Source organism: [Clostridium] aminophilum, assembly GCF_900101295.1.
Classification (GTDB): Bacteria; Bacillota; Clostridia; order Lachnospirales; family Lachnospiraceae; genus Clostridium_R; species Clostridium_R aminophilum_A.
Map to the genome: position 1 here is coordinate 101,463 of NZ_FOIL01000003.1, position 25,754 is coordinate 127,216.

General features: G+C 45.2%; 22 protein-coding genes. 18 read left to right on the top strand and 4 right to left on the bottom strand.

Annotated features, from left to right (window positions below; genetic code table 11):
* Positions 1–235 precede the first annotated feature (235 nt).
* The 15 genes from BMW41_RS01725 (at position 236) to BMW41_RS15280 (ending at position 15,437) form a co-directional block, all read left to right on the top strand.
* A complete protein-coding gene (locus BMW41_RS01725; protein WP_242870272.1) occupies positions 236–1,789 on the top strand; it encodes a sugar transferase in 1,554 nt (517 codons plus the stop codon).
* A gap of 117 nt (positions 1,790–1,906) precedes the next feature.
* The gene (locus BMW41_RS01730) at positions 1,907–3,196 is read left to right on the top strand and encodes an LCP family protein (RefSeq protein ID WP_074648308.1); all 1,290 of its coding nucleotides are present in this window, start codon (positions 1,907–1,909) and stop codon (positions 3,194–3,196) included.
* Positions 3,197–3,376: 180 nt separating this feature from the next.
* Entirely contained in the window at positions 3,377–3,976 is a 600-nt protein-coding gene (locus BMW41_RS01735) for a hypothetical protein (protein WP_074648310.1), read from the top strand.
* Between the two features lie 305 nt (positions 3,977–4,281).
* Positions 4,282–5,007, top strand: coding sequence for a CpsB/CapC family capsule biosynthesis tyrosine phosphatase (locus tag BMW41_RS01740; RefSeq protein WP_074648312.1), 726 nt, complete (start codon positions 4,282–4,284; stop codon positions 5,005–5,007).
* A 44-nt stretch (positions 5,008–5,051) separates the two neighbouring features.
* Positions 5,052–5,849: a YveK family protein gene (locus BMW41_RS01745; RefSeq protein WP_083378723.1), complete on the top strand. Its 798-nt coding sequence runs from the start codon at positions 5,052–5,054 to the stop codon at positions 5,847–5,849.
* A 13-nt stretch (positions 5,850–5,862) separates the two neighbouring features.
* Complete coding sequence (locus BMW41_RS01750) at positions 5,863–6,612, top strand: CpsD/CapB family tyrosine-protein kinase (protein WP_074648376.1); 750 nt, start codon at positions 5,863–5,865, stop codon at positions 6,610–6,612.
* 310 nt (positions 6,613–6,922) lie between these two features.
* Positions 6,923–7,696: a WecB/TagA/CpsF family glycosyltransferase gene (locus BMW41_RS01755; RefSeq protein WP_074648314.1), complete on the top strand. Its 774-nt coding sequence runs from the start codon at positions 6,923–6,925 to the stop codon at positions 7,694–7,696.
* Complete coding sequence (locus BMW41_RS01760; RefSeq protein WP_074648316.1) at positions 7,696–8,760, top strand: glycosyltransferase family 4 protein; 1,065 nt, start codon at positions 7,696–7,698, stop codon at positions 8,758–8,760. Before BMW41_RS01755 ends, BMW41_RS01760 begins: the two co-directional genes overlap by 1 nt.
* 2 nt (positions 8,761–8,762) lie before the next feature.
* Positions 8,763–9,860: a polysaccharide pyruvyl transferase family protein gene (locus tag BMW41_RS01765; protein WP_074648318.1), complete on the top strand. Its 1,098-nt coding sequence runs from the start codon at positions 8,763–8,765 to the stop codon at positions 9,858–9,860.
* A gap of 17 nt (positions 9,861–9,877) precedes the next feature.
* Complete coding sequence (locus BMW41_RS01770; RefSeq protein ID WP_074648320.1) at positions 9,878–11,047, top strand: hypothetical protein; 1,170 nt, start codon at positions 9,878–9,880, stop codon at positions 11,045–11,047.
* Position 11,048: 1 nt separating this feature from the next.
* Positions 11,049–12,113, top strand: coding sequence for a polysaccharide pyruvyl transferase family protein (locus BMW41_RS01775; protein ID WP_074648322.1), 1,065 nt, complete (start codon positions 11,049–11,051; stop codon positions 12,111–12,113).
* Complete coding sequence (locus BMW41_RS01780; RefSeq protein ID WP_074648324.1) at positions 12,106–13,086, top strand: nitroreductase family protein; 981 nt, start codon at positions 12,106–12,108, stop codon at positions 13,084–13,086. The genes BMW41_RS01775 and BMW41_RS01780 overlap by 8 nt, the downstream gene beginning before the upstream one ends.
* Before the next feature lie 8 nt (positions 13,087–13,094).
* Entirely contained in the window at positions 13,095–14,489 is a 1,395-nt protein-coding gene (locus BMW41_RS01785) for a flippase (protein WP_074648326.1), read from the top strand.
* Between the two features lie 79 nt (positions 14,490–14,568).
* The gene (locus tag BMW41_RS01790) at positions 14,569–15,342 is read left to right on the top strand and encodes an AraC family ligand binding domain-containing protein (protein WP_242870273.1); all 774 of its coding nucleotides are present in this window, start codon (positions 14,569–14,571) and stop codon (positions 15,340–15,342) included.
* A complete protein-coding gene (locus BMW41_RS15280; protein WP_242870274.1) occupies positions 15,330–15,437 on the top strand; it encodes a helix-turn-helix domain-containing protein in 108 nt (35 codons plus the stop codon). Before BMW41_RS01790 ends, BMW41_RS15280 begins: the two co-directional genes overlap by 13 nt.
* A gap of 40 nt (positions 15,438–15,477) precedes the next feature.
* Here BMW41_RS15280 and BMW41_RS01795 read toward each other — a convergent pair whose 3' ends face one another.
* The 3 genes from BMW41_RS01795 to gmd all read right to left on the bottom strand — a co-directional run bounded on the left by BMW41_RS01795 (position 15,478) and on the right by gmd (position 18,956).
* Positions 15,478–16,827 (bottom strand): sugar phosphate nucleotidyltransferase, encoded by a 1,350-nt coding sequence (locus tag BMW41_RS01795; RefSeq protein ID WP_074648328.1) that lies wholly within the window; start codon positions 16,825–16,827, stop codon positions 15,478–15,480.
* A gap of 94 nt (positions 16,828–16,921) precedes the next feature.
* Positions 16,922–17,863 carry a GDP-L-fucose synthase family protein gene (locus BMW41_RS01800; RefSeq protein ID WP_334292491.1) on the bottom strand — a complete coding sequence of 314 codons (942 nt, stop codon included), beginning with the start codon at positions 17,861–17,863 and terminating at the stop codon, positions 16,922–16,924.
* Positions 17,864–17,867: 4 nt separating this feature from the next.
* On the bottom strand, positions 17,868–18,956 hold the full coding sequence (gene gmd, locus BMW41_RS01805; protein WP_074648332.1) for a GDP-mannose 4,6-dehydratase: 1,089 nt from the start codon (positions 18,954–18,956) through the stop codon (positions 17,868–17,870).
* Between the two features lie 269 nt (positions 18,957–19,225).
* Here gmd and BMW41_RS01810 point away from each other — a divergent pair, with 269 nt between their 5' ends.
* From BMW41_RS01810 to BMW41_RS01820, 3 genes are all read left to right on the top strand, one after another.
* On the top strand, positions 19,226–20,593 hold the full coding sequence (locus tag BMW41_RS01810; RefSeq protein WP_074648334.1) for a VanZ family protein: 1,368 nt from the start codon (positions 19,226–19,228) through the stop codon (positions 20,591–20,593).
* Positions 20,594–20,708: 115 nt separating this feature from the next.
* Positions 20,709–22,217, top strand: coding sequence for a D-alanyl-D-alanine carboxypeptidase family protein (locus tag BMW41_RS01815; RefSeq protein WP_143050786.1), 1,509 nt, complete (start codon positions 20,709–20,711; stop codon positions 22,215–22,217).
* Between the two features lie 192 nt (positions 22,218–22,409).
* Positions 22,410–25,049 (top strand): valine--tRNA ligase, encoded by a 2,640-nt coding sequence (locus BMW41_RS01820; protein WP_074648337.1) that lies wholly within the window; start codon positions 22,410–22,412, stop codon positions 25,047–25,049.
* Positions 25,050–25,140: 91 nt separating this feature from the next.
* Here the strand turns inward: BMW41_RS01820 and BMW41_RS01825 are convergent, their stop codons facing one another.
* On the bottom strand, positions 25,141–25,740 hold the full coding sequence (locus BMW41_RS01825) for a TetR/AcrR family transcriptional regulator (protein ID WP_074648338.1): 600 nt from the start codon (positions 25,738–25,740) through the stop codon (positions 25,141–25,143).
* Positions 25,741–25,754 lie beyond the last annotated feature (14 nt).

The following is a 25,754-nucleotide window of genomic DNA, read 5'->3' on the forward strand; positions in this document are numbered from 1 at the left end:
CTTTTTTATGTATATGCAAAATATTCTGGAATAGTAATCGCCTCTGTTATTGAGACGGAATTATTCATTGCCCCCCCCCTAAATAGCCAGTATTCTTTCTCAAAATGATCGAAAATTATCAGAAGAAAACAAAGATATGATTTATTTCTGTTGCTATTTGAAAAATAAACGCATAGAATGATCATGGGAAAGAACATTTGGTGGTTGGGTTTTTACACTCTGCACGTCTTTTTCGGTGTGGGGAGTTTTAAGACCTGACCATATAAGGGGGTGGGAAATAATGTATAGACGAAAAGTAAATGGCTGGCTTAAGCATCTGGATTTTATCGTGCTTGACATCCTATGTCTGGATCTATCCTTTATATTGGGATACTACATCCGACACGGCAGATTCTTTACAATATCGGACAGAGTCTACATTAATATGTGTTTGGTGCTGGTATTGGTAGACCTTGTCGTAGCATCCTCTTTCAATTCATTTCATCATGTGTTAAAGAGAGGTATCTATGCTGAATTTGTCAAGATGCTGCAGCATCTCAGTATTGTTCTTGGTGTTACGGTATTTTACCTTTTTGCGGTACACCATGCAGCGATCATTTCCCGATTGAACATTCTCTATATGATTCTGATCGATATTGTTTTGGCATACAGCGTGCGCTTATTGTGGAAAGAAAAACTGAAAAATAAACCGGTTTCCCAAAGAAGCAGCTCCCTTGTCATCCTTACGGGTCTTGAAAATGTAAGTGAGATCATTAACCGTGTTGCCAGAAACGAATATGGAAACCGCTTTGTTTCAGCCGTTGTGGTATTTGACGGAACCGGCAAAACACAGTCTGTCTACGATGCCATAACAGAAAATGGCGGCAGTGTACTGCCGGAGAGCAAAAGTTTTGCAATAGGACTTCAGGTTGTGGCAGATAAGGATTCGCTCATTGAATATCTGCTTACAAACTGGGTGGATGAGATATTGCTGGACATTCCGGAATCCCTTGAAAGGCAGGAGGATATCGTGGATGCCATCATTGATATGGGCATCACCGTTCATGTGTGCGTTCCCGAGATGACTAAAATCAAAGGGCGTCATCAGACCATCGAGAGGATCGGAGAGTATAATGTTATCACCAACAGCATCGGTGACGCGTCCGCGTATGCACTGATGTTTAAAAGGGTGATGGATATCTTCGGAGGAATTGTGGGTTCGGTTATAACCGTTTTTCTTGCGGTCATTGTTGGTCCCATCATATACATCCATTCTCCCGGTCCGATATTTTTCAAGCAAAAACGCGTAGGAAAGAATGGCCGAATGTTCTATATGTATAAATTCAGGTCCATGTACCCGGATGCGGAGGAACGGAAAAAGGAACTTATGGCACAGAACCGTATCAAGGATGGTTATATGTTCAAACTTGATTACGACCCGCGAATCATAGGGTGCTATAAGGACGAAAACGGCAGGATCCATAAGGGGATCGGGAATTTCATCCGTGACATGTCGATCGATGAATTTCCTCAGTTCTTCAATGTATTAAAGGGTGAAATGTCACTGGTGGGAACCAGACCGCCGACTCTTGATGAGTGGAAACGTTATAAACCCGAACATCGCGCCAGAATGTCTACGAAACCGGGCATAACCGGCTTGTGGCAGGTAAGCGGCAGATCCAAGATAACCGATTTTGATCAGGTGGTGGCTCTCGACAAACAGTATATCGAGAACTGGCGCCAGGGATTGGATATAAAAATACTGTTTAAGACGATATGGGTGGTGATCGAACGAAAGGGAGCAATGTAAGTTCCTGACTCGCCGTGAAAGCAGGCACCTGTGATTTTTCATTCCGTCGCCGGAATGAGTTCAGGGTGTCTGCTTTTTTGCGTTATAGGCAAATAAAGGATAAGGAAAGGTAAGGAAATGGAGTACGATCACGGTAAAGGCAGAAAAAAACACAGGCCCGGTAAGCCCGTAACCATATTTGCGGGAATCATAGTGCTTGCGGCGGTGGTTTCTTCCGTATGGTTTTATAACGAATACAAGCTGAGAAAAGCAGTGGAAGCGGCGAATGAAAAGAATGCGGCGTACACAGCCGGGACCCCGGAGAACATCCCGGCAGAGGAAATGAACGATCGGCTGAAGGCGGCAGGGATGACCGTGGATGAAAACGGAAATGTAGGCCTTGAAGGCGTTGACATGGATCGCTTGATCAATACGGTGCGATCCGATGGAGTGCTGACCGGGGGAGGAGTCCCGGATATAAAGTGTAAAAAGGCAGAGGATGGAGCCCTCATCTATACGGTGAACGGACAGGAGACCTCGGAAAGACCGAAGCTTTTCGGGGAGAAGGAACTCTTTTATAACGGAGTGCACTACAAGAGAAATACAGCGGTGAAAGCCTGGCTGTTCCTCGGCGTAGATAACAAGGGCTCCTTACAGATCGACAGAGACATCAGTGAAATCGGTCTCTCTGACGGAATCTTCCTGGTGGCAGAGAATACGGCGAAGAATCGGGTACATATCATCCAGATTCCCCGTGATACCATGACCGCCATTACCGTGACGGATAAAAATTCAGATCCCGTTGGCACGGCGGTTGACCATCTGACCAGGGCATGGATGTATGGGGACAACCACGAAAAATCAGGAAAATACGCTATGGATGCGGTTTCCGGAGTTCTGGGCGGCTTAAAGATCGATGGCTACATGGCAGGGTCCATTGATATCATCAATAAGCTTAACAATTACGTGGGCGGCGTGGAAGTTACCATCGAGGATGATGATCTGGAGGCTGCGGATCCCGCGTTTGTAAAGGGAGCCACTGTGCTTCTGAAGGGCGATCAGGCGGAAAAGTTTGTGAGAAGAAGAGATATCACGGTGGATTTTACGGCCATGACCCGTATGTCAAGACATCGTCAGTATGTCATGGCCTTTGATCACAAGATTACGAAGCTTGCGAAAAGAGACTCCGATGTAATCCCGGGAATGTTTTCGCTCATAGAAGACAATATCGTGACAAACATGAAAAAAGGCACCTATCTTAAGATCGCCATGGATGCCGTGCTGAGCGGAGAACCTTTAAGCGATAAGGATTTTTCCACCTTGGAAGGTGAGAATCTGGTAAATCATGAAGAAGAAAAAGATGAATTCTGGCCGGATTATGAGCAGGTGGATCAGCTGGTATTGGATACTTTCTTCAGACAAATGTGACATGAAAGACAATTTTTTGGCATCGAATATATAAAAATAGTGTAGTAGAATGTTATTTTCACAATAATTATTGTAAAAATACGCGATAAGATGTAAAATTACTAAATATAAAGGGTACTGTGAGTAGGGATATGTACTGCGGAAGTACCTTGGTGCATGATTTTAAGGAGGCATATACCTATGAGAAAAAAACTTATGGTAATGGCACTTATCGCAGGACTCGCACTCTGCAGTTCCACAGCTGCATTTGCTGCGGGATCTAGCACAAACAACAGAGGTTATGAGGACAACTCGTCGGACGACGACGCCGGCAATCCACCTGCCAGCGCCACAAACACAGAAGTAATTACAGCTACACCATTTAAACTTTCGGAGAATGTCACACAGAATAAGTACATAGAGAATGGCGTAGAGGTGACAGTAACTGTCATTGGTAATGACGGGACAACCCTTAATCAGTCGGAGTCCATCCGCAACGGCACACAGCATGTTATGCTTCGAACCACAACGGGCGGAGCCAATGTTGGACCGAACGGAGAAGTTATCTGCAAGAATTCGATCTGCGTTATCACGGAGAACGGTGTTTCTCAGGGATTCTTCGTCAATCCGGAAACAGAGGGTCCGTTAGCGACAGGTGCAGATGCAACCTATTGGGCTTTCGACGCAAACGGTAATCTTGTTCTTCACTACGTAAATGCACAGGGTTACTTCTACACAGGAACTCATGTCATCGACGGAAAGACAGTCACATTCAACAGCGAGGGTGTGATTGTAGGTTGAGAATTCCATAATACCGTCTGCTCAAGAGGTTACATATAACCGCGCAAATTTTATCAAGATCATGGATCGGAAAGGCAGCAGACCGGGTCTACTGCCTTTCGTACTTTCATAATAGTATAATGTGCGCAAGGGATTTTCCGGCGTAAGGCATCAGGAAACGCCGCCGCCGGTGGAACCCTTGCAAAATTATGTTTTGATGCAGTTTTCGGAGCCTGCAGACCTGTATCCAAACATAATCCGGAAGACACCTGCATCTTTGCTTTTGGTCAGATACAGGGCCGGGATCACAGAAAAGGAGAATCGAGATGTTCGACATACACTCCCACATCATCTACCATATCGATGACGGCTCCCGGGATATGGAGGAATCGGTAGAACTTATCCGTTCTGACGTCCGGCAGGGGGCGACCGATATCATAGCGACACCCCACTATTATCCTGAATGTCCAGGCGATCCTGTTCGAATAAAGGAAAAGCTTTCCAGTATTGAGAAAGCAGTAAAGAAGGCCGGGATTTCAGTCAGATTATATGCCGGTAATGAAGTCCTGTATTTTGACAGTATGGCGGAACGCCTGAAAAACGGGGAGATACTTACTCTTGCGGGCAGCAGATATACCCTTATCGAGTTTTATCCCATGGAAAGCTATAAAACCATTCTGAAATGTGTTCGCAACATAAGAAACGCAGGATACCTTCCCGTCATAGCGCATGCAGAAAGATTCAGGGGGCTGAGAGAAAACGGTCTTGACGAGATCATCGGTCTCGGGGCATACATACAGCTTTCCACCGAACCCATCGGCAGAAAAGGACTTTCCGCAGTCTTTGACGGAGAAACCAGGTTTGTGCGGAAGGCCCTGAAACGAAAAGAAGTTCATTTTTTGGGTACGGATATGCACCGTGCGGACACGAGACCTCCGGTGATAACGGATGCTCTGAAATGGATTTCCGATAACCTTGACAGGGATTATGCGAATGCGATCCTTTTCGGGAATGCCATGAAGATGACGGAAGATAACGAGATCGATCGATAGACAATCTTTCATGCCCCTTACACCCTGACAATTGTGAGGAACCTATGCCAGATACTAATAACAATAACAATTTATTTCCACCAGACAACTTATTTACCATCAATACTCTGGACGACGATCAAGATGATGAGATTGATTTCGGTCAGATATTTTTTGAACTGAAGAAAAGGGTTCTGATTCTTATCCTGGCGCTGGCGCTGGGAGGCGGAATCGGATATTCGATTTCCAGGTTCGTGCTGACGCCCACTTATACCAGCACTTCCATTATCTACGTTATGAGCAAGGAAACCACCATTACGTCCCTGACGGACCTTCAGATCGGTTCCCAGCTTACCGCTGATTATAAGGTTCTGGTCACCTCCAGAACCGTCATGGAAAATGCCATTAAGAAATTAAATATCGAGGACATGGATTATCTTGATCTGAGGCGTAAGATCACTCTTGAAAATCCACAGAATACCCGTGTTTTAAATATCTCGGTGCTGGATACGGATCCAACCAGAGCGAAGCAGCTTACGGATGCGGTTTCGGAATGTGCTTCCGACTATATCGCGGACATCATGGAACAGGATCCGCCGAAGATTATCGAATATGGTGAGATTCCGCACCAGAAGACAGGCCCTCAGAATGGGAGAAATGCCGTGATCATGGCGGCGGTATTCTTCATGATCACGGCCGGATTCATCGTCATTTCAACCATGACAAATGACACCATAAGAACGGAGGATGATATCGAGAATTACTTCAAGCTTCCGGTTCTTGCGGCAATCCCGGAAAGGGACCCGGAGGCGGCCAGGAAGGCGGAACAATATAATTATGCTTACAGAAAAAAACAAAAGTAAGGATCTTTCGTTAATGACCATCAATAAAAAAACGGTAAATTTGAAACTGGCTCCGGATGACGATTTCCGATTCAGTGAAGCCATGAGAACTTTAAGAACCAACCTGTTGTTCTCCGGATCGAAGGTTAAGAATATTCTTATTACATCCACTTCACCAAACGAAGGAAAATCCACAACATCCTTTGAGCTTGCCAGAGTTTTCGCAGAGTCGGGAAAACATACGCTGTATCTTGACTGCGATATCAGAAAATCAGAGTTTGCTGCTGTGCACCGGGTCAGGGGAGAGATTGTGGGACTATCCCAGATGCTTACGGGACAGGTGGCGCTGGAAGACGGGTTTTATAACGATCCCAAGATGCCGAATCTTGATATGATCTTTGCAGGCCCCTATTCACCGAATCCCACAGAGCTTTTTGAAGATGAGATGTGCGAAAAACTGTTCCGGTTCATTAAAGAACTGAACTACGACATTGTGATCATGGATACCGCCCCCATCGGAACCGTTATCGATGCAGCGATCCTTACACGTTATGCGGACGGAGCGGCGCTTGTGGTAGAAGCGGATGTAACCACAAGACGTCTTTTCCGGAAATCGAAGGAACAGCTTGACCGTACGGGCGTCCGATTTCTGGGAGTTATTCTTAACAAGGTCAATATGACAAAGAGCGGTTATTACAACAGTTACTACAGCTATCATAAGTACGGAAAGAAATACTCAAAGTACGGATATGGTTATGGGGAGTACAGCAAGCCGAAGGCATAACTTTTGGGACAGAATTATTCCGGTAGAAGCCTTGAAGCAGGGGGCGCTTGGTTTTTGGGGGATATGACATCGTTGTTTGCTCCGTGGAGCTAAGACGTCAAACATCTTGAAAATCGTATCTGAAACACACTGTCCTGAAAGTGGGATAGTGTGTTTTTATTTCATGGGATAGATATCCGATTTTTCCTATGTTCCACCCTAACGCTCCGAGAGGATGCGCACGCCGCTCAACTCAAAAAGAAAAGCAACGGTGTGAGTAATGCCACGTAGGAAAAAGTGGAGAAGTCGAAACAGAAATGGAGAGACGGACATGGAGAACATCTACCAGAGAAAACGTGATATTACTATATGTGGTGTGGGGTTCTGCCCGACAACGAGAGTTGAATTTGTCAGGGAGGCTTTTTCCATGCCTACTTCTCCTGTGAGTGGGACGATAGATTTGATAGGTGTACCAGGGGTGAACAGTGCCAAGGCAGATCCAAAGGTGGCGGAGATGTACGCCTCCAGTTCTTTTGCGGCTATTGACGGTATGCCTATCGTCAAGATTGCCAGAAAAAAGGGATTCAATTGTGAGAGATGCTCGGGACCTGACATTATGGGCATGATGTTTGAGGAGAGCGTGAGGCAAGGGAAAACGCATTATTTATACGGTGGAAAAGACGATGAGGTGCTAATCCGCCTCCGGACTAATCTGGAAAGGGATTACCCTGGGATTCAGATAGTTGGGATGTATTCACCACCCTTCCGTCCTTTGACAGATGAAGAAGATGAGAAGATATGCTCCGAGATTAACTTTCTCCACCCCGATTTCCTCTGGGTCGGCATTGGCGCTCCCAAGCAGGAGATGTGGATGTGGAACCACAGAGAGAAGATTCATGGCACGGTTATGCTCGGTGTTGGGGCAGCTTTTAACTTCTTCGCAGGGACGCTGGACAAGTCGCCTGAGTGGATGGAGGAAGCCGGGTTGGAATGGTTATACAGATTGACGAAAGAACCGAAACGCCTCTGGAAGCGGTATGTGCTGGGCGGATTTAAGTGGCTTTACTATAGAGCAGAAGCGAAGGTAAAAGGTACGGATAAGTGATGATCAAACCTAAAGTGATAATGATCGGCCCTGGACGGGATGTTATGGGGGGGGTATCCACTGTGATCAATAACTATTATGCTATCGGTCTGGATAATGATGTGGACTTATACTACCTTCCCACGATGGAGGACGGCAGCAAGGTTAAAAAATTGGTAGTTGCTGCGAAGGCGTATATGGCCTTTGGGAGGTTGGTAAAAAAATACGACATTGTTCATATCCACATGGCGGCGCAGGCGAGTTTTGACCGAAAGTCTCTTTTCGTGAAAAGAGCGAAAAAGATTGGAAAGAAGATCATCATTCACCAGCACGCTGCAGATTTTGATAAATATTTCTTTGAACAGGTGGATGATAAGAAGCGCACGAGGATTAAGGAAATATTCGGATTAGCAGATAAGGTCATCGTCCTTTCGGAGGAATGGGCTGAGTTTTTCGGAAAGAATGTGTGTGACCAGGGAAAGATAGAGGTTCTCTACAACGGTGTTGTTATGCCGGAGTATGAGAAGAAAGACTATAGCGACCATAATGTTTTGATGCTGGGAAGGCTCGGCGAGCGGAAGGGCACATATGATCTGCTGAAAGCTATACCGAAGGTACTGGAACAGATAGGAGATGCAACCTTCTATTTTGGCGGGGACGGTGATGTAGAGCAGTGCAAGAAGATCGTGGCAGAGAATGGGTTGGCGGATCATGTAAAGTTCCTCGGCTGGGTACGAGATGAGGTGAAAGAGAAATACCTCAAAACTTGCAACACCTTTATCCTTCCCTCATATCACGAAGGTATGCCGATGGCTGTATTGGAAGCTATGAGCTACGGTCTCACCACGATCAGCACAAACGCTGGAGGCATTCCGCAGATTATCGAGCAGGGGGTTAGCGGCATCAGGGTTGAAGCTGGAGATATTGATGCGATTAGTTCTGCGCTGATCGATGTGTTGAAGGATAAAGATAAGCGGATGGCTCTGGGAAAAGCCGGGAGAGAGAGAATAAGAGTGAAGTTTGACTTGAGAGCTAATGTTATTGCTCTGGAAAAGATGTATCAACTATTGTGTGGAGATTCGTAATAATGAAAATATCGTTGATTACAATGCATGCAGTATATAACTATGGCTCCGCTTTACAGACTTACGCTACTATTACAGCTTTACAAAGGATGGGCCATGAAGTTGAAGTTATAAACTATTTTCCCAAAAGAATGCGTCAATATGGAACTATTAAACAAATATACAGAGATGCCTTGCCCTTCCATTCAAAGTGGAAATGTTTGGTAATTGCTTTTGCAAAATATCCTTCAATGAGAGAACTAAAAAAAGTGTTCGTTCCTTTTTCTTCTACACATTTTAATATGACAAGGAAATATGAGACAAATACTGAACTCACAACAAATGTTCCAATCGCAGATTGCTACTGTACAGGTAGTGATCAGGTGTGGAATGATTATTTAGAAGGGGAGTTTGATTTGGCATTTTTTTTAAATTTTGCTCCTGAGGGAAGTAAAAGAGTTGCGTTGGCTGCCAGTTTTGGGAGGGATGATATTTCACAAGATGAACTGCTCCCTGTAAAAAAATTATTGAATAGATATTCTGCCATATCAGTTCGCGAGGAGTCTGGGGTGGAGATACTAAAGGATGTACAAATCCCAATAAAAGAATGTGTGTTAGATCCGACATTTCTTCTATCTTTTGATGACTGGACCAAATTTGCCGTACCTATCCCTGAAACAGGTTATATACTTGTTTACCAGCTTCATGAAGATAGTATTGCATCAGAAGCTGCTATTGCAATTGGGAAAAGATTAAATAAGCAGGTGATCCGAATCAGTACTGATAGATTAAAAAGAATTAGAGGCGGAAAGACAGTGTTCTTCCCTAAAGTGGAAGAATTTGTTTCGTATATATTTAATGCGGATCTTATCGTTACAGATTCATTTCATGCTACAGCATTCTCTATTATCTTAAAAAAACAATTTGTATCAATAGAATGGAAAATGTTTAATGACAGGATCCAAACAATTCTGAGAAAAACAAAATTATCAGATCGAAGTGTTGGGTCTGTTGAAGAGGCTGTAAATATCTCTTCAAAGAAGATTGAGTTTTCAGAGGCGTCAAGATTGATAGAAATTGAAAAAGAAAAACTACAAGAATTTATAATTACAGCATTTTAGACAGGAAGTAGATAACGATGGCGATAAAACGAGGATTACATAGAAACGTAATAGATAGTAAACTTATATTGTTTTTTTTGTACAACCTCGCATTTGTTTTATACATGGCAGGATATATTCCAAGATATGTTAATCTGATGCTGCTTGCTATTTTTATCATCGTTAATGGTGGAGAGGTTCTGAAAAAAAGTAAAGGAAAAATCGGCAAAAAGATGTGTTTCTGGAAAGAAACCAAACTGATGATGACCAGTTTCCTGGCTTTTGCGATAATAAGTTTTATCATTCAAATAATTCATTTTCGCATTGAATTATCTCTAATAACATATTACTTATATTTGGTTACACCATTAATTGCTGCATTTGTATGGGTTAATAATGTAAAAAAGGAAAAACTCTTTTTATATTTTTACGTTTTTCTTGCCAGATTTATTTTGAACTTTCTGCTTAATAATGCGGGGAATATTTCTATTAATGCAATTAGTGCCATTACGATCCGGGATTCGTTATCATCTGCTTTTGAATCTTCTGATGCGCACTGTTTCTTCATTTTGATGATCATTTTTCTGTATTATGAGAGAAAAACACTATCAATAATTTGCGGCCTTTTATGTATGCTTTGTTTTAAGAGATTGTGTTTTATCCTTACTCCAATAATTTTAATATGTTATAAATGGATCCCCAGAAAAGAAGTAAATAAAACTCTGATTGATGTAAGTACCGTTGTTTTTATCATATCGCCTTTAGTTGTATACTATCTTACACAAAATTTAATTTCAATTTCGAGCGCATTAGGTATAGATTTGGACCTTTTTTCGTCTGGAAGATTTTCAATCATAAATTATGTTATGAACAACATTGACCAATATAATGGCTATGGGTCAATTTCTGCCTACTTAGATCAGTATCCATATGGATTTTTTATTAGAATTACGCAAATGCATTGTGATGTTCTTCAAATTTTTCTCGAGACTACAATACTCGGAGTTGCCATATATTTCTATAATCTGTTTAGAATTTCCAGAATTGATTATACACGATATATTATTGTGCTTTATTTTGCAATTGAAATGGTATTCTCACACTTTGTGGATGTTTTGGCGGCATGGATGATTCTATATATGTTTTGTGCAATGCAAGATAAAACACACTTTAGTCAGATAAGCAGCCCCGGAAGAAAAGGTGGTTGAAATGATCGGTATTATAACAGTTTTTTACAGTGAAAATTTTGGTAGCGTGTTGCAGGCTTATGCTCTCCATCACTTTTTGAATGAAAATGGGTATGATAATGTTTTCATTTCTACGCGTAATAAGTATTCGTCACATTCATTTAAAAAGATGATATTCAGCTTTGGAAATCAAATACTCCACGGCCAGTGTAAAAATGCACTATATGCCATACAAAGGTATAGATACTTTGATAAAGTTTTAAAGTGTTTTCCTCATGTTCAACTCAATCCAGAGGTATTAAATAATATAGATCTGTTTATCGTTGGTTCAGATACTGTATGGGATGTTGACTCGAAGTATTTTCGGAAATCAAGCAATATTTTTTGGGCCACAGATTTGCCAGGAGATAAAATAATAGCCTACGCTCCTTCTGTAGCCAACTCGACGGTCCAAAAGATGAACTCTCTTTCATTTCCCCGACAGACTTTGGATAAGATATTTGCATTAAGTGCTCGAGATTCTTATACATTTTCAGTGATGCGCCACATGACGAATAAGCCTATAGAATTTGTCTGCGACCCGACGATTTTATTGGGCTCAAATGGTTTTCAATGCTTTATGAAAAGTATTGATTACGAGAAATATGTCGCTGTTTATCTTTTTGAGAAAATTGGAGAGGAAGAGAAGCTCAAAATACAGGACTTTGCAAAGAGGAACGATCTAATACTGATATCGATAGGAAAAGTACTACCATGGTGTGATATTTCAGTTGATCCATCTATCGAGAATTTTATTTCGTATATAGCTAATTCGAAATATGTTATAACTAATACCTTCCATGGAATAATTTTCTCTATCCTTTATGAAAAAAGCTTTCTTTTCCTCGGATATAACAAGAAAAAAGTCACTGAATTGCTTGGAGAGCTGGATCTTGATCATAGAGTGCCAACAAAAGCGGAAGATATTACTTCTATTATGAATGATCGTATCGATTATACTAATGTAAATCGCAAAATCTCAGAGATAAGGCAGCGATCAAAAAAATACTTGCTACTTAATATTAATAAGGGGCTTGCTAATGAATAGTATTAAGGAGTTTTTTAAGGCTAATGATGTTTTTCGTCGCTTTGTAAAACGTTTGAAGATATACAAGGAGTTCTTTCATGATGCAAAAGACTACTCCAAGTATTATCTGGAAATGGCTGAAAACGAAGGAAATCCTCAGTATAGAATCATGCTGCTCGTTCACAGTCTTGAAAAAGGAATGTGTATGCCTTGTTTGAGACCATATGGGCAGCAGAAAGCATTTCAACTAAAAAATATCCTTGAAAAGTATGGACGAAAAAATGGGATGGAATTTGAATACGATTTAGGCATATCTGCTCTTTCGGCCTGGGTTGTTTTTTTTGATAGCAACAACTGGGATAAAGATAATAGTGTTTCCGTGGTAGAAAAATTTCTTTCTGATAAACCGATAGTCTATAAAGCAGGAAGAAAAGAATATGTATTCCCACGCACTGAACTTGAACATGGAAGTTTTACTGATATCATGCTTTCAAGGCATTCCGTAAGGGATTTTGAAGATAGTGAACTTGCAGAAGAAGACATTGAATATGCACTTAAGCTGTTTGTAGAAGCACCAACAGCATGTAATAGGCAGATGTGCAAAGTCTATTTGGTTAAAAATCAATCTGTCATTAATCTTTTGAATAATACGGTTCTTGGTGTGGCCGGGTTTAACAAGAGTACCATGCATTACTTTATTATAACGTACGATATTGCCGCTTTTGATTTTTTCGGAGAAAGGAATCAGGGATATCTCAATGCAGGACTTGCTGCGATGAACTTCGCGAATGGTCTGCATTCGAGAGGGATCGGGTCGTGTTTTTTGCAATGGGCGAATAAACGTTCCGAAGATGAAATTGTAAGAAATGCGATGAAACTGGGAAAAAGCGAAAGAATCGCCATAGTGCTTGGCGCAGGTTACTATAAAGAAAAATCATTCATTCCGTGCTCAGACAGGCGTGATATTAAGGAAGTATATAAAATTGTGGAGTGAAGAAAGGTATGAAGAGCGTATCAAAGAATTATATATACAATACTGCATATAACGTTTTAAATGTAATTCTGCCATTGATTACTGCTCCATACCTTGCCAGAATACTCGGTACCGATGGTGTAGGGACATATGCATTTTATTTTGCAATTGCGCAATGGTTTGCTCTTTTTGCCAAATTGGGGTTAACAAACTATGGAACAAGACATTTGGCGAGTGTTCGTGATGATAGCAGGAAGCTGATGAAAGATTTTTCAGAGATATATGTTTTGCAGATCTGCATGACGATCTTTGTAACAATTTTCTATTTAGTTTTTGTCTGCAATTTTGCGAAAGACAAGCTTCTTGCTGCGTTGTTCGGAATTTGGGTAATTAGTGTTTCTTTTGATGTTGACTGGCTGTTATTTGGATTAGAGGATTTCAGGTCCGCAGCGGTAAGAAGTTGTATTGTAAAGTTGATTTCAACGGTTTCTGTTTTCTTGATTGTCCAATCAAAGGGAGATATCTGGAAATATACTTTGATTTCAGCGTTTAGTTATGCCGGAGGATATTTGTATCTATGGTTAAAATGCCGTAGATATTTGTCTTTGAAAGAAATCCAGTGGGAAAACGTAATCAAACATATTAAACCGTGTCTTTTGCTGATGATTCCGGTAATTGCTTTAAGCATATATAGAACCATGGATAAAGTTATGCTTGGGTCCATGAGTACGATGAGTGAAACTGGTTTATATGAATATGCTGAAAAATTGATTTATGCTTTGTGCTCGTTTATTTCGTCTTTTGGGACTGTAATGATGCCAAGAATGTCAAATCTGGCAGCAAAAAAAGATAAATATACCAGCGAAAAGTATATGGAACGTTCAATCGAATTCATAATGTTTCTTTCAGCAGGAATGTGTTTTGGTTTGTTGTCTGTTTCAAATAGCTTAATACCCATTCTATATGGAGATAGTTTCCTTGGCAGCATTCCGTTGTTAAATTTACTTTCTGTAACTCTTATCTTTATCGCTTGGGGGAATGTAATTCGAACTCAATACGTTATTCCAAATAAGAAGGACAATATTTATATAGGATCGATTACAATAGGTGCTATTTGCAATTTACTAATTAATGCGATGCTGATCCCCAAATTAGGAGCAGTTGGTGCATGTATTGGAACTATTGTTGCTGAACTACTGGTTCCAATTTATCAATTTATTAAGCTTTGTAACGATTTGCCCTATAGAAGATATCTCTCCAATATAGTATTGTTCTTTGTAATTGGAATAATAATGTGTACAATGTGCAAACTTGTTGAATTAGTCTTTTCTACAGGCATCCTAACAATGATAGTTCAGATAATTACTGGAGTTGTTTTTTATGTAGGAATATCGATTTTCCACATGAAGAAAGTCTTAAAATGACGTAGTCTCTTTGGGATTATTGCGATAGAATCCGTTTTGCGCAGTTCTCTTTATAGCAAAAGGTAGGTGAAAGCAGGGCATGAAAGAATATGATAACTACTTAACCAGCAAAACTTCCATAGTTTCTTCCAACCGAGTTCTATACACACCATCATCCTTCGCCCGATCCAGTCTCCTTCATCTGCAGGAATGTGGTTCCCTGACCGCCCTGAAACCACATACAAGTTCGCGTGAAAAACTTTCGTCATACCTCTTTTTTACGGTTGTTTCCGGGGAAGGAAGTCTGGCTTACGGTGGGAGGGAATATAAGTTGAAGCCTGGATTCTGTGTATTCATCGACTGTAGAAATCCTTATTCTCATAGCACAGAAAAACACTTATGGACAATTTCCTGGTGCCATTTCAATGGACCGGCGATGGGGAGAGTATACGACAAGTATGTCGAGCGAGGGGGACGGCCCACGTTTATTCCTGATTCTACAGATCCATTCATTTCTACACTCGCAGACTTATTATCAACAGCCCGCTCTTCCGACTATATGCGAGATATGCTGATCAACGAGCAACTTTCGTCTTTAATCCGTCATATTATGACCTACAGTTGGCATCCGGAAGATAAGAAAGCGGCGCCGAAGAGAACAAGTGTGTTCGAGGTAAAAGAATATCTGGATCAGCATTATGCTGAGAAAATAGTTCTTGATGAGTTGAGCAGCAGGTTTTTCATTGATAAATATTATCTGGCGAAGACCTTTAAAAGCCAATTCGGCCTTTCAATATCAACTTATATCCAGAGTAGAAGGATAACAAAAGCAAACAACTTCTCAGATTTTCAGAGAAAACCGTGGAAGAAATAGGATATGAAGTTGGATTGGACAATCCGGCGTATTTTAGCCGTGTGTTCAAAAAAGTCGAAGGGGTCAGTCCAAAAACTTATAGAGAGCAGTGGTAAACTCTCTACATGAAAGCTTTGGAAGATCCTGTGTAAGCCCTTAAAACGGCATCTCATATTTCTTCTTGTCCGATACACTGATCTCGGAACCAAGCTGAACCTCCATGAGCTGCAGACCGTTATCTCCCGCAATAACCGTGTGTTTGCATCCTGCAGCCATGGTGATCACATCGCCGGACTTCACAGGTCGTTCCACGCCATCGATAATGGCTTTTCCCGATCCGCGCAGGACGGTCCAGATTTCATCACGTTTCGCATGGCTGTGGTAGTTCATGTGATGGGTAGGATTCAGAGTGACTTTTACGGTCAGGGATTCCTTCTCTACGTCCAACACTCTGTAACTGCCCCAAGACTTTTCGGCGAACATGATCTGTTGATCAATAGCGTCCACAAACGGTTTGATATAGGAACTCTGCTCTTTATCAGAAACCAGGATTCCTTCGGGGCTTGCGGCAACAACAAGATCGTGACCGCCCATAATCAGAATAGGAACGCCCATCTCGTTGATGGCGTGGACATTGGAACATGTCTCGTTCATCATTACGTTACCAACAGCTGTTTCTTCCATGGCTTCGGTGAGTGTATTCCAGGTGCCCAGATCCTTCCAGGTTCCGGAGTAGCGGAGGACTTCGATACTCGGTTCGGTTTCTACTACAGCATAGTCAAAGCTGATTTTCTTTAAAGAACTATAGTTTGAGTAAATTGTGTTATAGTCGGAGGTTCCGAGCAGTTCCTTAGCTTTATCAAGGACATAGGAAAGCTTGTAGGCGAACACGCCGCCATTCCAAAGGGCTCCGGCGTCTATGTATTCCTGAGCTTTTTTGGCAGTCGGTTTCTCGGTAAAAGAGAATCCAAAAGAACCGTCGGCATTCTGTTCAGGCTTGATATACCCATATTTCTCACTCGGATAAGTTGGTTGGATGCCCATAAGCACAAGATTCTTATTCACATTCTGCGCAGCCGCGCACATATCTTGGATCGTCTTGAAATAGGATTCTTCCACATAAGGATCAACAGGGCAGACTACTACAGCTTCGTTTTTGGGAACGCCTTTGACATCGTGGAGGTAAGCGGTTGCAAGAGCAATCGCGGCGAAGGTGTCGCGACGGCACGGCTCAACGGAAATGCCGACGTCAGTACCAAGTCTGTTATGAATTGCGGAGACTTGAGATTTGCTCGTGGCAATTGTTACAGTCGCATCCGGATCCACAGTCTTGATCTGGCGATAAATTCGCTGCACCATAGATTCATACTCGCCGGTGTACTTGGTTCCCATAGGGACGGTGTGACCGGGTTTCTTGAAGATATCAATAAACTGCTTGGAGCGTATATCGTTACTCAGCGGCCAGAGACGCTTGCCGGATCCGCCGGATAATAGGATTATGTTCATTGGGGAATCTCCTTAAAATATGCATCTGCCTTTCGTTTTGCCAACCTATTGATTTTTTGGGAGAGCGTGGAGTTTGTGACAGATGCAGATTATTTTATCGTTCGGCCCGCATCGGGTTGTTCAGGAAGTCCTGGTAGGACAGGCGAATACCGTCTTCCAGTTCGGTTTTAAAAGTCCAACCGAGAGCAGTGGCTTTCGATACATCTAGAAGCTTTCTCGGAGTTCCGTTCGGCTTGGAGGTATCCCACTCGATTTTTCCGTTATATCCGATAACCTTTGCCACGAGCTTCGTCAGATCTTTGATTGTCAGTTCTTTTCCTGTTCCCGCGTTCACGGTCTCGTTGCCGCTGTAGTTGTTCATTAGGAACACGCAGAGATTGGCGAGATCGTCCACGTACAGAAACTCGCGGAGTGGAGAACCATCGCCCCAGCAGGTGACGCTTGCCTTTTCTTCGATTTTCGCCTCATGAAAGCGCCGGATCAGAGCGGGGAGAACGTGGCTGTGGGTAGGATGATAGTTATCATTTGGACCGTACAGATTTGTCGGCATCACGGAGATATAGTCCGTACCATACTGCCGGTTCAGGAATTCGCAGTATTTTAGACCGCTGATTTTCGCCAAAGCATAGGCTTCGTTTGTTTTCTCCAGTTCGCCGGTCAGCAGGCAACTCTCCGTCATCGGCTGAGGAGCCATGCGGGGATAGATACAGGAAGAACCAAGGAATTCCAGCTTCTTACAGCCGTTCTTCCAAGCAGAATGAATTACGTTCATCTCAAGCATCATGTTGTCAAACATGAAATCGGCGAGGGCGGACTCGTTGGCTACGATCCCGCCGACCTTTGCTGCTGCCAGAAAGACATATTCCGGTTTTTCGGTATTGAAAAATTCTTCTACGGCGTCCTGCCGCTTCAGATCCAACTCTTTGTGTGTTCGGGTGATGATATTGTAATAGCCTTGCCGCTCAAGTTCACGGCAGATAGCAGAACCAACCATTCCGCGATGGCCTGCCACATATATTTTTGCGCTTTTTTCCATCATTTTATTTCACGACACCTTTCTCAAGATATTCAGCGAGATTAATCTTTACATGTTCTTCGGCACATTCGACGGCGACTTTTTCCATATCATGCTTTGTCATGAGAGCCACAAGCTCTTCAAAAGATGTTTTTGTCGGGTTCCAGCCAAGTTCACGTTTCGCCTTGCTCGGATCGCCACATAGATTGATCACATCAGTAGGACGGTAAAAGTCCGGTGATACGGCGACAACTTCTTTCCCGGTTGCTTTGTCGATGCCGACTTCATCAAGGCCAGTGCCTTTCCACTCCAGTTCGATTCCGGCGTGGTGGAACGCGAGTGTCGCAAAATCACGGACAGAATGCTGCGTGCCTGTTGCAATCACAAAGTCTTCGGGTGTATTGTGTTGTAGGATCAGCCACATGCATTCAACGTAATCTTTGGCATATCCCCAGTCACGAAGCGAGTCAAGGTTGCCGAGGAGCAGCTTATCCTGTTTGCCCTGGGAAATACGGGCTGCCGCCAGAGTGATTTTTCTGGTAACGAAGGTCTCTCCACGTCGCTCGGATTCATGGTTAAACAGGATACCGGAACAGCAGAACATCTTGTAGGCTTCGCGATACTCTTTTGTGATCCAAAAACCATACAGTTTGGCTACTGCATAGGGGGAGTAAGGGTGAAAAGGGGTAGTTTCAGATTGCGGAACTTCCTCAACTTTGCCATATAGTTCAGAGGTTGATGCCTGATAGATGCGAGTATGATTGGCTAAGCCAGTGATTCTTACCGCTTCTAATACTCTCAACACACCAGTCGCATCAATATCAGCCGTGAACTCCGGCGAGTCAAAACTTACCTGCACATGGCTCTGCGCTGCGAGATTATAAATCTCATCTGGCCGAACGGTAGCAATGGCCTTCACAAGAGAACTGGTATCTGAAAGATCCCCATAATGGAGATGGAAATTCGGGTTTCCTTCCAAATGAGCGATACGCTCACGATAATCGACAGAAGATCGGCGGATGATGCCATGCACATCATAGCCTTTTTCTAACAGAAACTCAGATAAGTAAGAACCGTCCTGTCCGGTGACGCCGGTAATCAATGCTTTCTTCATGTAAAAACATTCCTCCGTATTTATTTTGCAGGTAATCGTCTTTTAAATGATGGCAGCTGCAACACAGTTATTCCCCCATAAATCATGCAACTACAAAAGTAGTTTAGCGAGATGAAGGGAGAAAGTTGATTCATCATATTGGTTTTTGATTATAATGATTCCGCGATTAAAGAAGCATTTTCGAATATATGATGATAAATCTGCTATACTACAGCTATGAATGATAGGATCCCGTTCACTTTATATTTTCTATTCCGGAGACAACAAAAGTGAAGAAATACCTCTGTATTCCGATACTATTTATCCTTGTTTTTCTTTCCCTCTATTCTTCCGCGCCCTCCGTTTCCTCTTCAGAACTGAAACAGGTAACGGAGGGTGATGTCACTTCCTTTGTGGATGATAACGGAAAAATCAGATTGGCGGCAGATAAGGGATATGCGTCGGTCGTTAAGAAATATGAGGATGGGAAGTTAGTTCTGGAACAATATTTGGACGAGAAGGGAGAACCTGTCATTCTCCCTGCCGGATACGCACAGATAAAAAGAGTATATGACGATCGAGGGAAGAATACGGAAATTTTTTATCTGGACGAAAACGACCGGCCGGTTGTGATGAATAACGGGTATGATACGATTCGAAGAACCTATGATAAAAAAGGAAGAGCCGATACAGATACCTATTGGGCGGATAACGCCCAGACAAAAAGAACGCAGGGATACTGGCAGTATCAGCGTGTCTATGACGAATCCAATCATATCTGTGAGCTTCGATATCTGGACCAGGCTGGCAATTTGATCCGGAACACATCCGGTTATGCCGTCGTACATCGTTCTTATGACGGAGAGGCAACCATCGACATGTATTTTGACGAGAATCTTAACCCGGTTGCTTCGGATCTCGGCCAGTACGGAAAACGGACGGAAACCTTGGACAATGTCCAGATTACGACGTACCTGGATGAGAAGGGGGAGACTCATAACACGAACCGCGGATACGCGATTGTGAAAAAGGAAGGTGCGAAGACACAGTATTACGATGCCGATGAAAAACCGGTCACCATTGGCCGGAATCAATTCGGGGTCGAACAGGTGAATGGTCAGAGTGTTTACCTGAATGAAGACGGGGAACAGATGATGCGTCTTGATAATGTGCTGAACACAAAACCCTACCTGGTTCTGATCTTTGGCATTCTGCTGACGTTTGTGACTTTGGCGGTTAAGGGGAAGGGAAGAGCGGTCTTTCTGATCATCTACATTTTTTTCATCCTCTACATGACGATGGCATATCGTGAAACCGGTGATAGTCATGGGGAATTTGAACTGTTCCGGTCATATAAAGCATTCTTCTCATCCGCCATGACCCGTCAGAACATATTAAACAATATATGGCTGTTCGTGCCGTTCGGGGCGATACTGGGCAGATTCGAACGGAAGGGGTTATGGATCTGGGCTGTGGCGCTGAGCGTGGCCATCGAGCTGGTGCAGCTGGGAATCGGGATCGGCCTGTTTGAGTTCGACGATATTCTGAGCAACAGCATCGGCGCGGTGATCGGATATGGGCTGGCGAGGAGTTTTCGTCGGTTTAGATTTGGCAAAAATAAGAGCACGATAAAAGAGGACGATATGAGGACGATATGATTGTAAATCCTTTGACCGAATAATGGTTTGAGTGATATAATTTTTCCTTGTATATGCAAATATTCTGAAATAGAATTTGCAGAGTAAAGAATGAACGAACTGCGAGGAAAAGAAATTGGTAAAAAAGGAATATCGATCCCGGGCGTTTTGGCGTATTGCCGCGGTGTGGACGGTTTTGACCATGTCTGCCGTCACGCCGCTCTCCGCTCTTGCAGACGGTCCGGGAGGAAGTTCGTCCTCCGCGTCTGCCGTTTCGGTGGGGATCGCCGGACCGGGAGCGGAGAGCGGTCAGGGTCCGCTTCCGACGGTCACGGAGGATTATCCGACCATCGAGAGCACCGTTCATGCGGGAGAGGCGGTACCGACCGTGGGCGGAGGAACCGGAACAGGAACGGCTGCTTCGTCGGCAGCAGTATCGTCGGAGATCGCAAAGCCCGAGATCTCGTCCGAGGCGGCTGCGCTCTATGACGTGACCCACGGGCAGTTTCTCTTTGAAAAGAATTCCGGGACACGGTTTTATCCGGCATCCATCACCAAGGTGATGACCGCGCTGTTGGCGGCGGAGAACCTGAATCCCGATCAGACCGTCACGGTTTCCGAGGCTGCGGTTTCCAACCTCGAATCCGGTGCGGTGACGCTGGATGTCAAGGCGGGAGACACCTTCAGGGCGGGGGATGTGCTCTACGGCATGTGGCTGAAGAGCGCGAATGAACTGGCCAATGTGCTGGCGGAGGCGGTTTCCGGCAGCGTCTCTTCCTTTGTCGGGAAGATGAACGCGAGGGCGGCGCAGATCGGTGCCACGGGAACCCATTTTGCCAACACGAACGGATTAAATGATTCAAACCATTACACCACGGCGCATGACTATGCGCTGATCACCGCCGAGGCCTTTCGGAATTCCACGGTTCAGAAGGTGGCGTCGTCCCTGCATTACACCTTCCCGGCGACGGGAACTCAGGGATCCCAGTATCTGACCATGGGACACAAGATGCTGAATCCGGCCAGCGCGTATTACTATGAGAACTTTATCGGCGGAAAGACCGGCTATACATCGAAAGCCGGCAACACGCTGACTTCCGTTGCAGAACAGAACGGAGTCCGTCTGGTTGCCGTCGTTCTGAAGAGCAGCGGTACCCATTACCCGGACACGAGAAAGCTCTTTGACTACGGCTTTGCGGCGGTTCAGAGTTCTGCACAGAACGCTGCGAATTCGTCACAGTCGGGAGAGAGCGGTTCACAGGGGCCGGGCGCGGGTCAGGTCTCCGGTCCGGGGGCAAGCGGATCCTCCGACGCGAATGCCGGAAGTGTGATCGGAAGCCGCTGGGTTGAGGAGACGGCAGGGGTATGGAAGTTCCTGAAAAAGGACGGAACCTATGCCGCGTCAGAGACCCTTCGGATCAAAGATCACTATTACACTTTCTCCGCTGACGGCCGGATGGTGACCGGATGGCAGAACGGGGACGGATATTGGAGATATTACCGGTCGGAAGGCTCCATGCGCACAAATGTGTGGATTCAGTCGGGCGGTTTATGGTATTATGTCGGGGAGACCGGCGTGATGCTGACGAATACTGTGACACCGGACGGCTACACTGTGAACGAGGAGGGCGTCTGGGTCCCGTAACCGGGAAATGATCATGGGAGCCGACAAAGTATCCTACAGGGATTTGCATCGGTCTGCGCCGTGACCGTCTGTCGGCATGGCCCGAAGCGGCCCCGGTGAAACAACAAACGCGAGATAGTAAGAAAATCCGGTCCGGAACCCTTAGGTGAGGGCGTACGGACCGATGAACCAAACATAAGGAGAAAGTAAGCAATGAAAGAGCTTGAGAAGACCTATAATCCGGCGGACATTGAGGAACGCCTTTACGAGAAATGGCTCAGAGGAAAATATTTCCACGCGGAAGTGGACAAGAGAAAGAAACCGTTTTCCATCGTGATGCCGCCGCCGAACATCACCGGCAAGCTTCACATGGGCCATGCGCTGGACAACACCATGCAGGACATCCTGATCCGTTACAAGAGAATGCAGGGTTACTCCGCACTCTGGCAGCCGGGAACCGATCACGCGGCCATCGCGACCGAGGTTAAGGTTACCAACAAGCTTAAGGATGAGGGAATCGACAAGCAGGCGCTGGGCCGCGAGGGCTTTCTGGAGAAATGCTGGGACTGGAGAAAAGAGTACGGTACCACCATCATTTCCCAGCTTCACAAGCTCGGATCTTCCGCTGACTGGGACAGAGAGCGCTTCACCATGGATGAGGGCTGTAGCGAGGCGGTAAAGGAAGTATTCCTGCGCCTCTATGAGAAGGGATATATTTACAAGGGCTCCCGCATCATCAACTGGTGCCCGGTGTGCCAGACATCCATCTCCGATGCCGAGGTAGAGCACGAGGATCAGGACGGCTTCTTCTGGCACATCAATTATCCGATCGTGGGCGAGGAAGGCAGATTCGTTGAGATCGCGACAACCCGTCCGGAGACGCTTCTCGGCGATACCGCGGTTGCCGTAAACCCGGAGGACGAGAGATATCAGGATATCATCGGCAAAATGCTGAAGCTTCCGCTGACCGACCGTGAGATTCCGGTGATTGCGGACAGCTATGTAGACAAAGAATTCGGTACCGGCTGCGTAAAGATCACACCGGCACACGATCCGAACGACTTCGAAGTCGGAAAGCGCCACAATCTCGCAGAGATCTGCATCCTGACCGATGACGCGAAGATCTCTGTTCCGGGCAAATATTTCGGCATGGACCGCTATGAGGCGAGAAAGGCCATGGTCGAGGACCTGAAGGAAATGGGTCTTCTGGTGAAGGTTGTTCCGCACGCACACAACGTCGGAACCCATGACCGCTGCCATACGACCGTAGAGCCGATGGTAAAGCCGCAGTGGTTCGTCAAGATGGACGAGATGGCAAAGCCGGCGATCGAGGCGATCAAGACCGGAAAGCTCCGTTTTGTTCCGGAGAGTTATGGAAAGACCTATCTCCATTGGCTGGAGAACATCAAGGACTGGTGCATTTCCCGTCAGCTCTGGTGGGGACACCGGATTCCGGCTTATTACTGCGAGGACTGCGGTGAGATGGTTGTGGCGAGAGAGATGCCGGCCGTATGCCCGAAGTGCGGAAAGAACCATTTCCGTCAGGACGAGGATACGCTGGACACCTGGTTCTCCTCCGCGCTCTGGCCGTTCTCCACACTGGGCTGGCCGCAGAAGACCGAGGAACTGGAATACTTCTATCCGACGGATGTTCTGGTAACCGGTTACGATATTATTTTCTTCTGGGTTATCCGAATGGTATTCTCCGGCATCGAGCAGACCGGAAAGGTTCCGTTCCACACCGTTCTGATCCACGGCCTCGTCCGCGACAGTCAGGGTCGGAAGATGAGTAAATCTCTTGGCAACGGTATTGATCCGCTGGATGTCATCGAGAAATACGGCGCGGATGCGCTTCGTATGACGCTGATGACCGGAAATGCGCCGGGCAACGATATGCGTTTCTACTGGGAGAGAGTGGAGGCGAGCCGCAACTTTGCCAACAAGGTATGGAATGCGTCCCGCTTCATCATGATGAACATCGAGAAGGCCGGCGAGAAGGAAGTTTCGCTGGCGGACCTGACAATGGCAGACCGCTGGATCCTCTCCAAGATGAACACGCTGACAAAGGACGTTACCGAGAATCTGGACAAGTATGAGCTTGGCATCGCGCTGCAGAAGGTTCAGGATTTCATCTGGGAAGAGTTCTGCGACTGGTATATCGAGATGGTGAAGCCGCGTCTCTATGATGACAGCGACGAGACCAAAGCGGCGGCAATCTGGACGCTGAAGACGGTCCTGATCAACGGCTTAAAACTTCTTCATCCGTTTATGCCGTTCATCACCGAGGAGATCTTCGACAATCTTCAGGAAGAAGAGGAGACCATCATGGTTTCCAGCTGGCCGGTTTATCAGGAGGAGTGGCATTTCGAGGAAGAGGAAAATGCGACCGAGATGATCAAGGAAGCGGTCCGCAGCATCCGCAACGTCCGCACATCCATGAATGTAGCGCCGAGCCGCAAGGCAAAGGTTTACGTTGTGTCGCAGGATGAGAAGGTTCTGGAGGTGTTCGACCGGAGCCGTGCGTTCTTCGCTTCTCTGGGATATGCATCGGAGGTTGTGACCCAGAAGGACAAGAACGGAATCGAGAGTGATGCCGTGTCCGCTGTTACACCGCAGGCGACGATGTACATTCCGTTTGCGGAACTGGTGGATATCGAGAAAGAGATTGAGCGTCTGGAGACGGAAAAGAAGAAGCTTCAGGGAGAGCTGACACGTTCGACCAAGATGCTTTCCAACGAGAAGTTCCTGGCGAAGGCGCCGGAAGAGAAGGTTGCCGAAGAAAGGGCAAAACTTGCGAACTATGAGCAGATGATGGCGCAGGTAGAAGAGCGTCTTGCATCGCTGAAGAAATAACACCGTCCCCGAAAACGCGGCTGCGTTTCCGGGGCATAAAAAAACAGGCAGACGGACAATCCGTTCTGCCTGTTTCTTTGTTCCTCCGGATTCAGCGATCACCGGGGTTCTGAAGCACCCGGATTCCCTTGGTGATGAATTCCTCTGTGAGACTGCTCATCTCGGACGGGGTCTCCTGCATTCCGTTCTTGATCCAGTATTCGACGAGACCGATGCAGCCGGATACAATGTAGGAGGAAAATGCTTTCAGAATGCCGTTTGCCGTGTAATCCGCGGAATAACGGTCGGAAAGCCATTTTCGGAGCGCCCGGTCCCGGATGATGTCCTTCATGCGGTTCTCGAAATTGATGTTGCCGTTATTTCCGATCATGACGGAGATGAGATCGCTGTTGCGTTTGATAAACGGGTACAGCTCATTGAAGAGAAGGGACGGTTTTTCCGACAGCTCCAGTGCACTGTGCTGTTCCAGAATTCGGTCGAATTCTTCGGCAAAATCATCCTCGATTTTTTCTGCCAGATCGTAGACATCCTTATAATGAAGATAGAAGGTGCCCCGGTTGATATCCGCCATCTCGGAGATCTCGCGGACGGTGATGTCCTGCAGTCTTTTGGTGCGCATCAGCTGAATGAGACATTCCCGCAGTGCCTTTCGTGTTTTGCGGATTCTTCGGTCTAAATTTTTGTCGTCCATATTGGTCCTCTTTC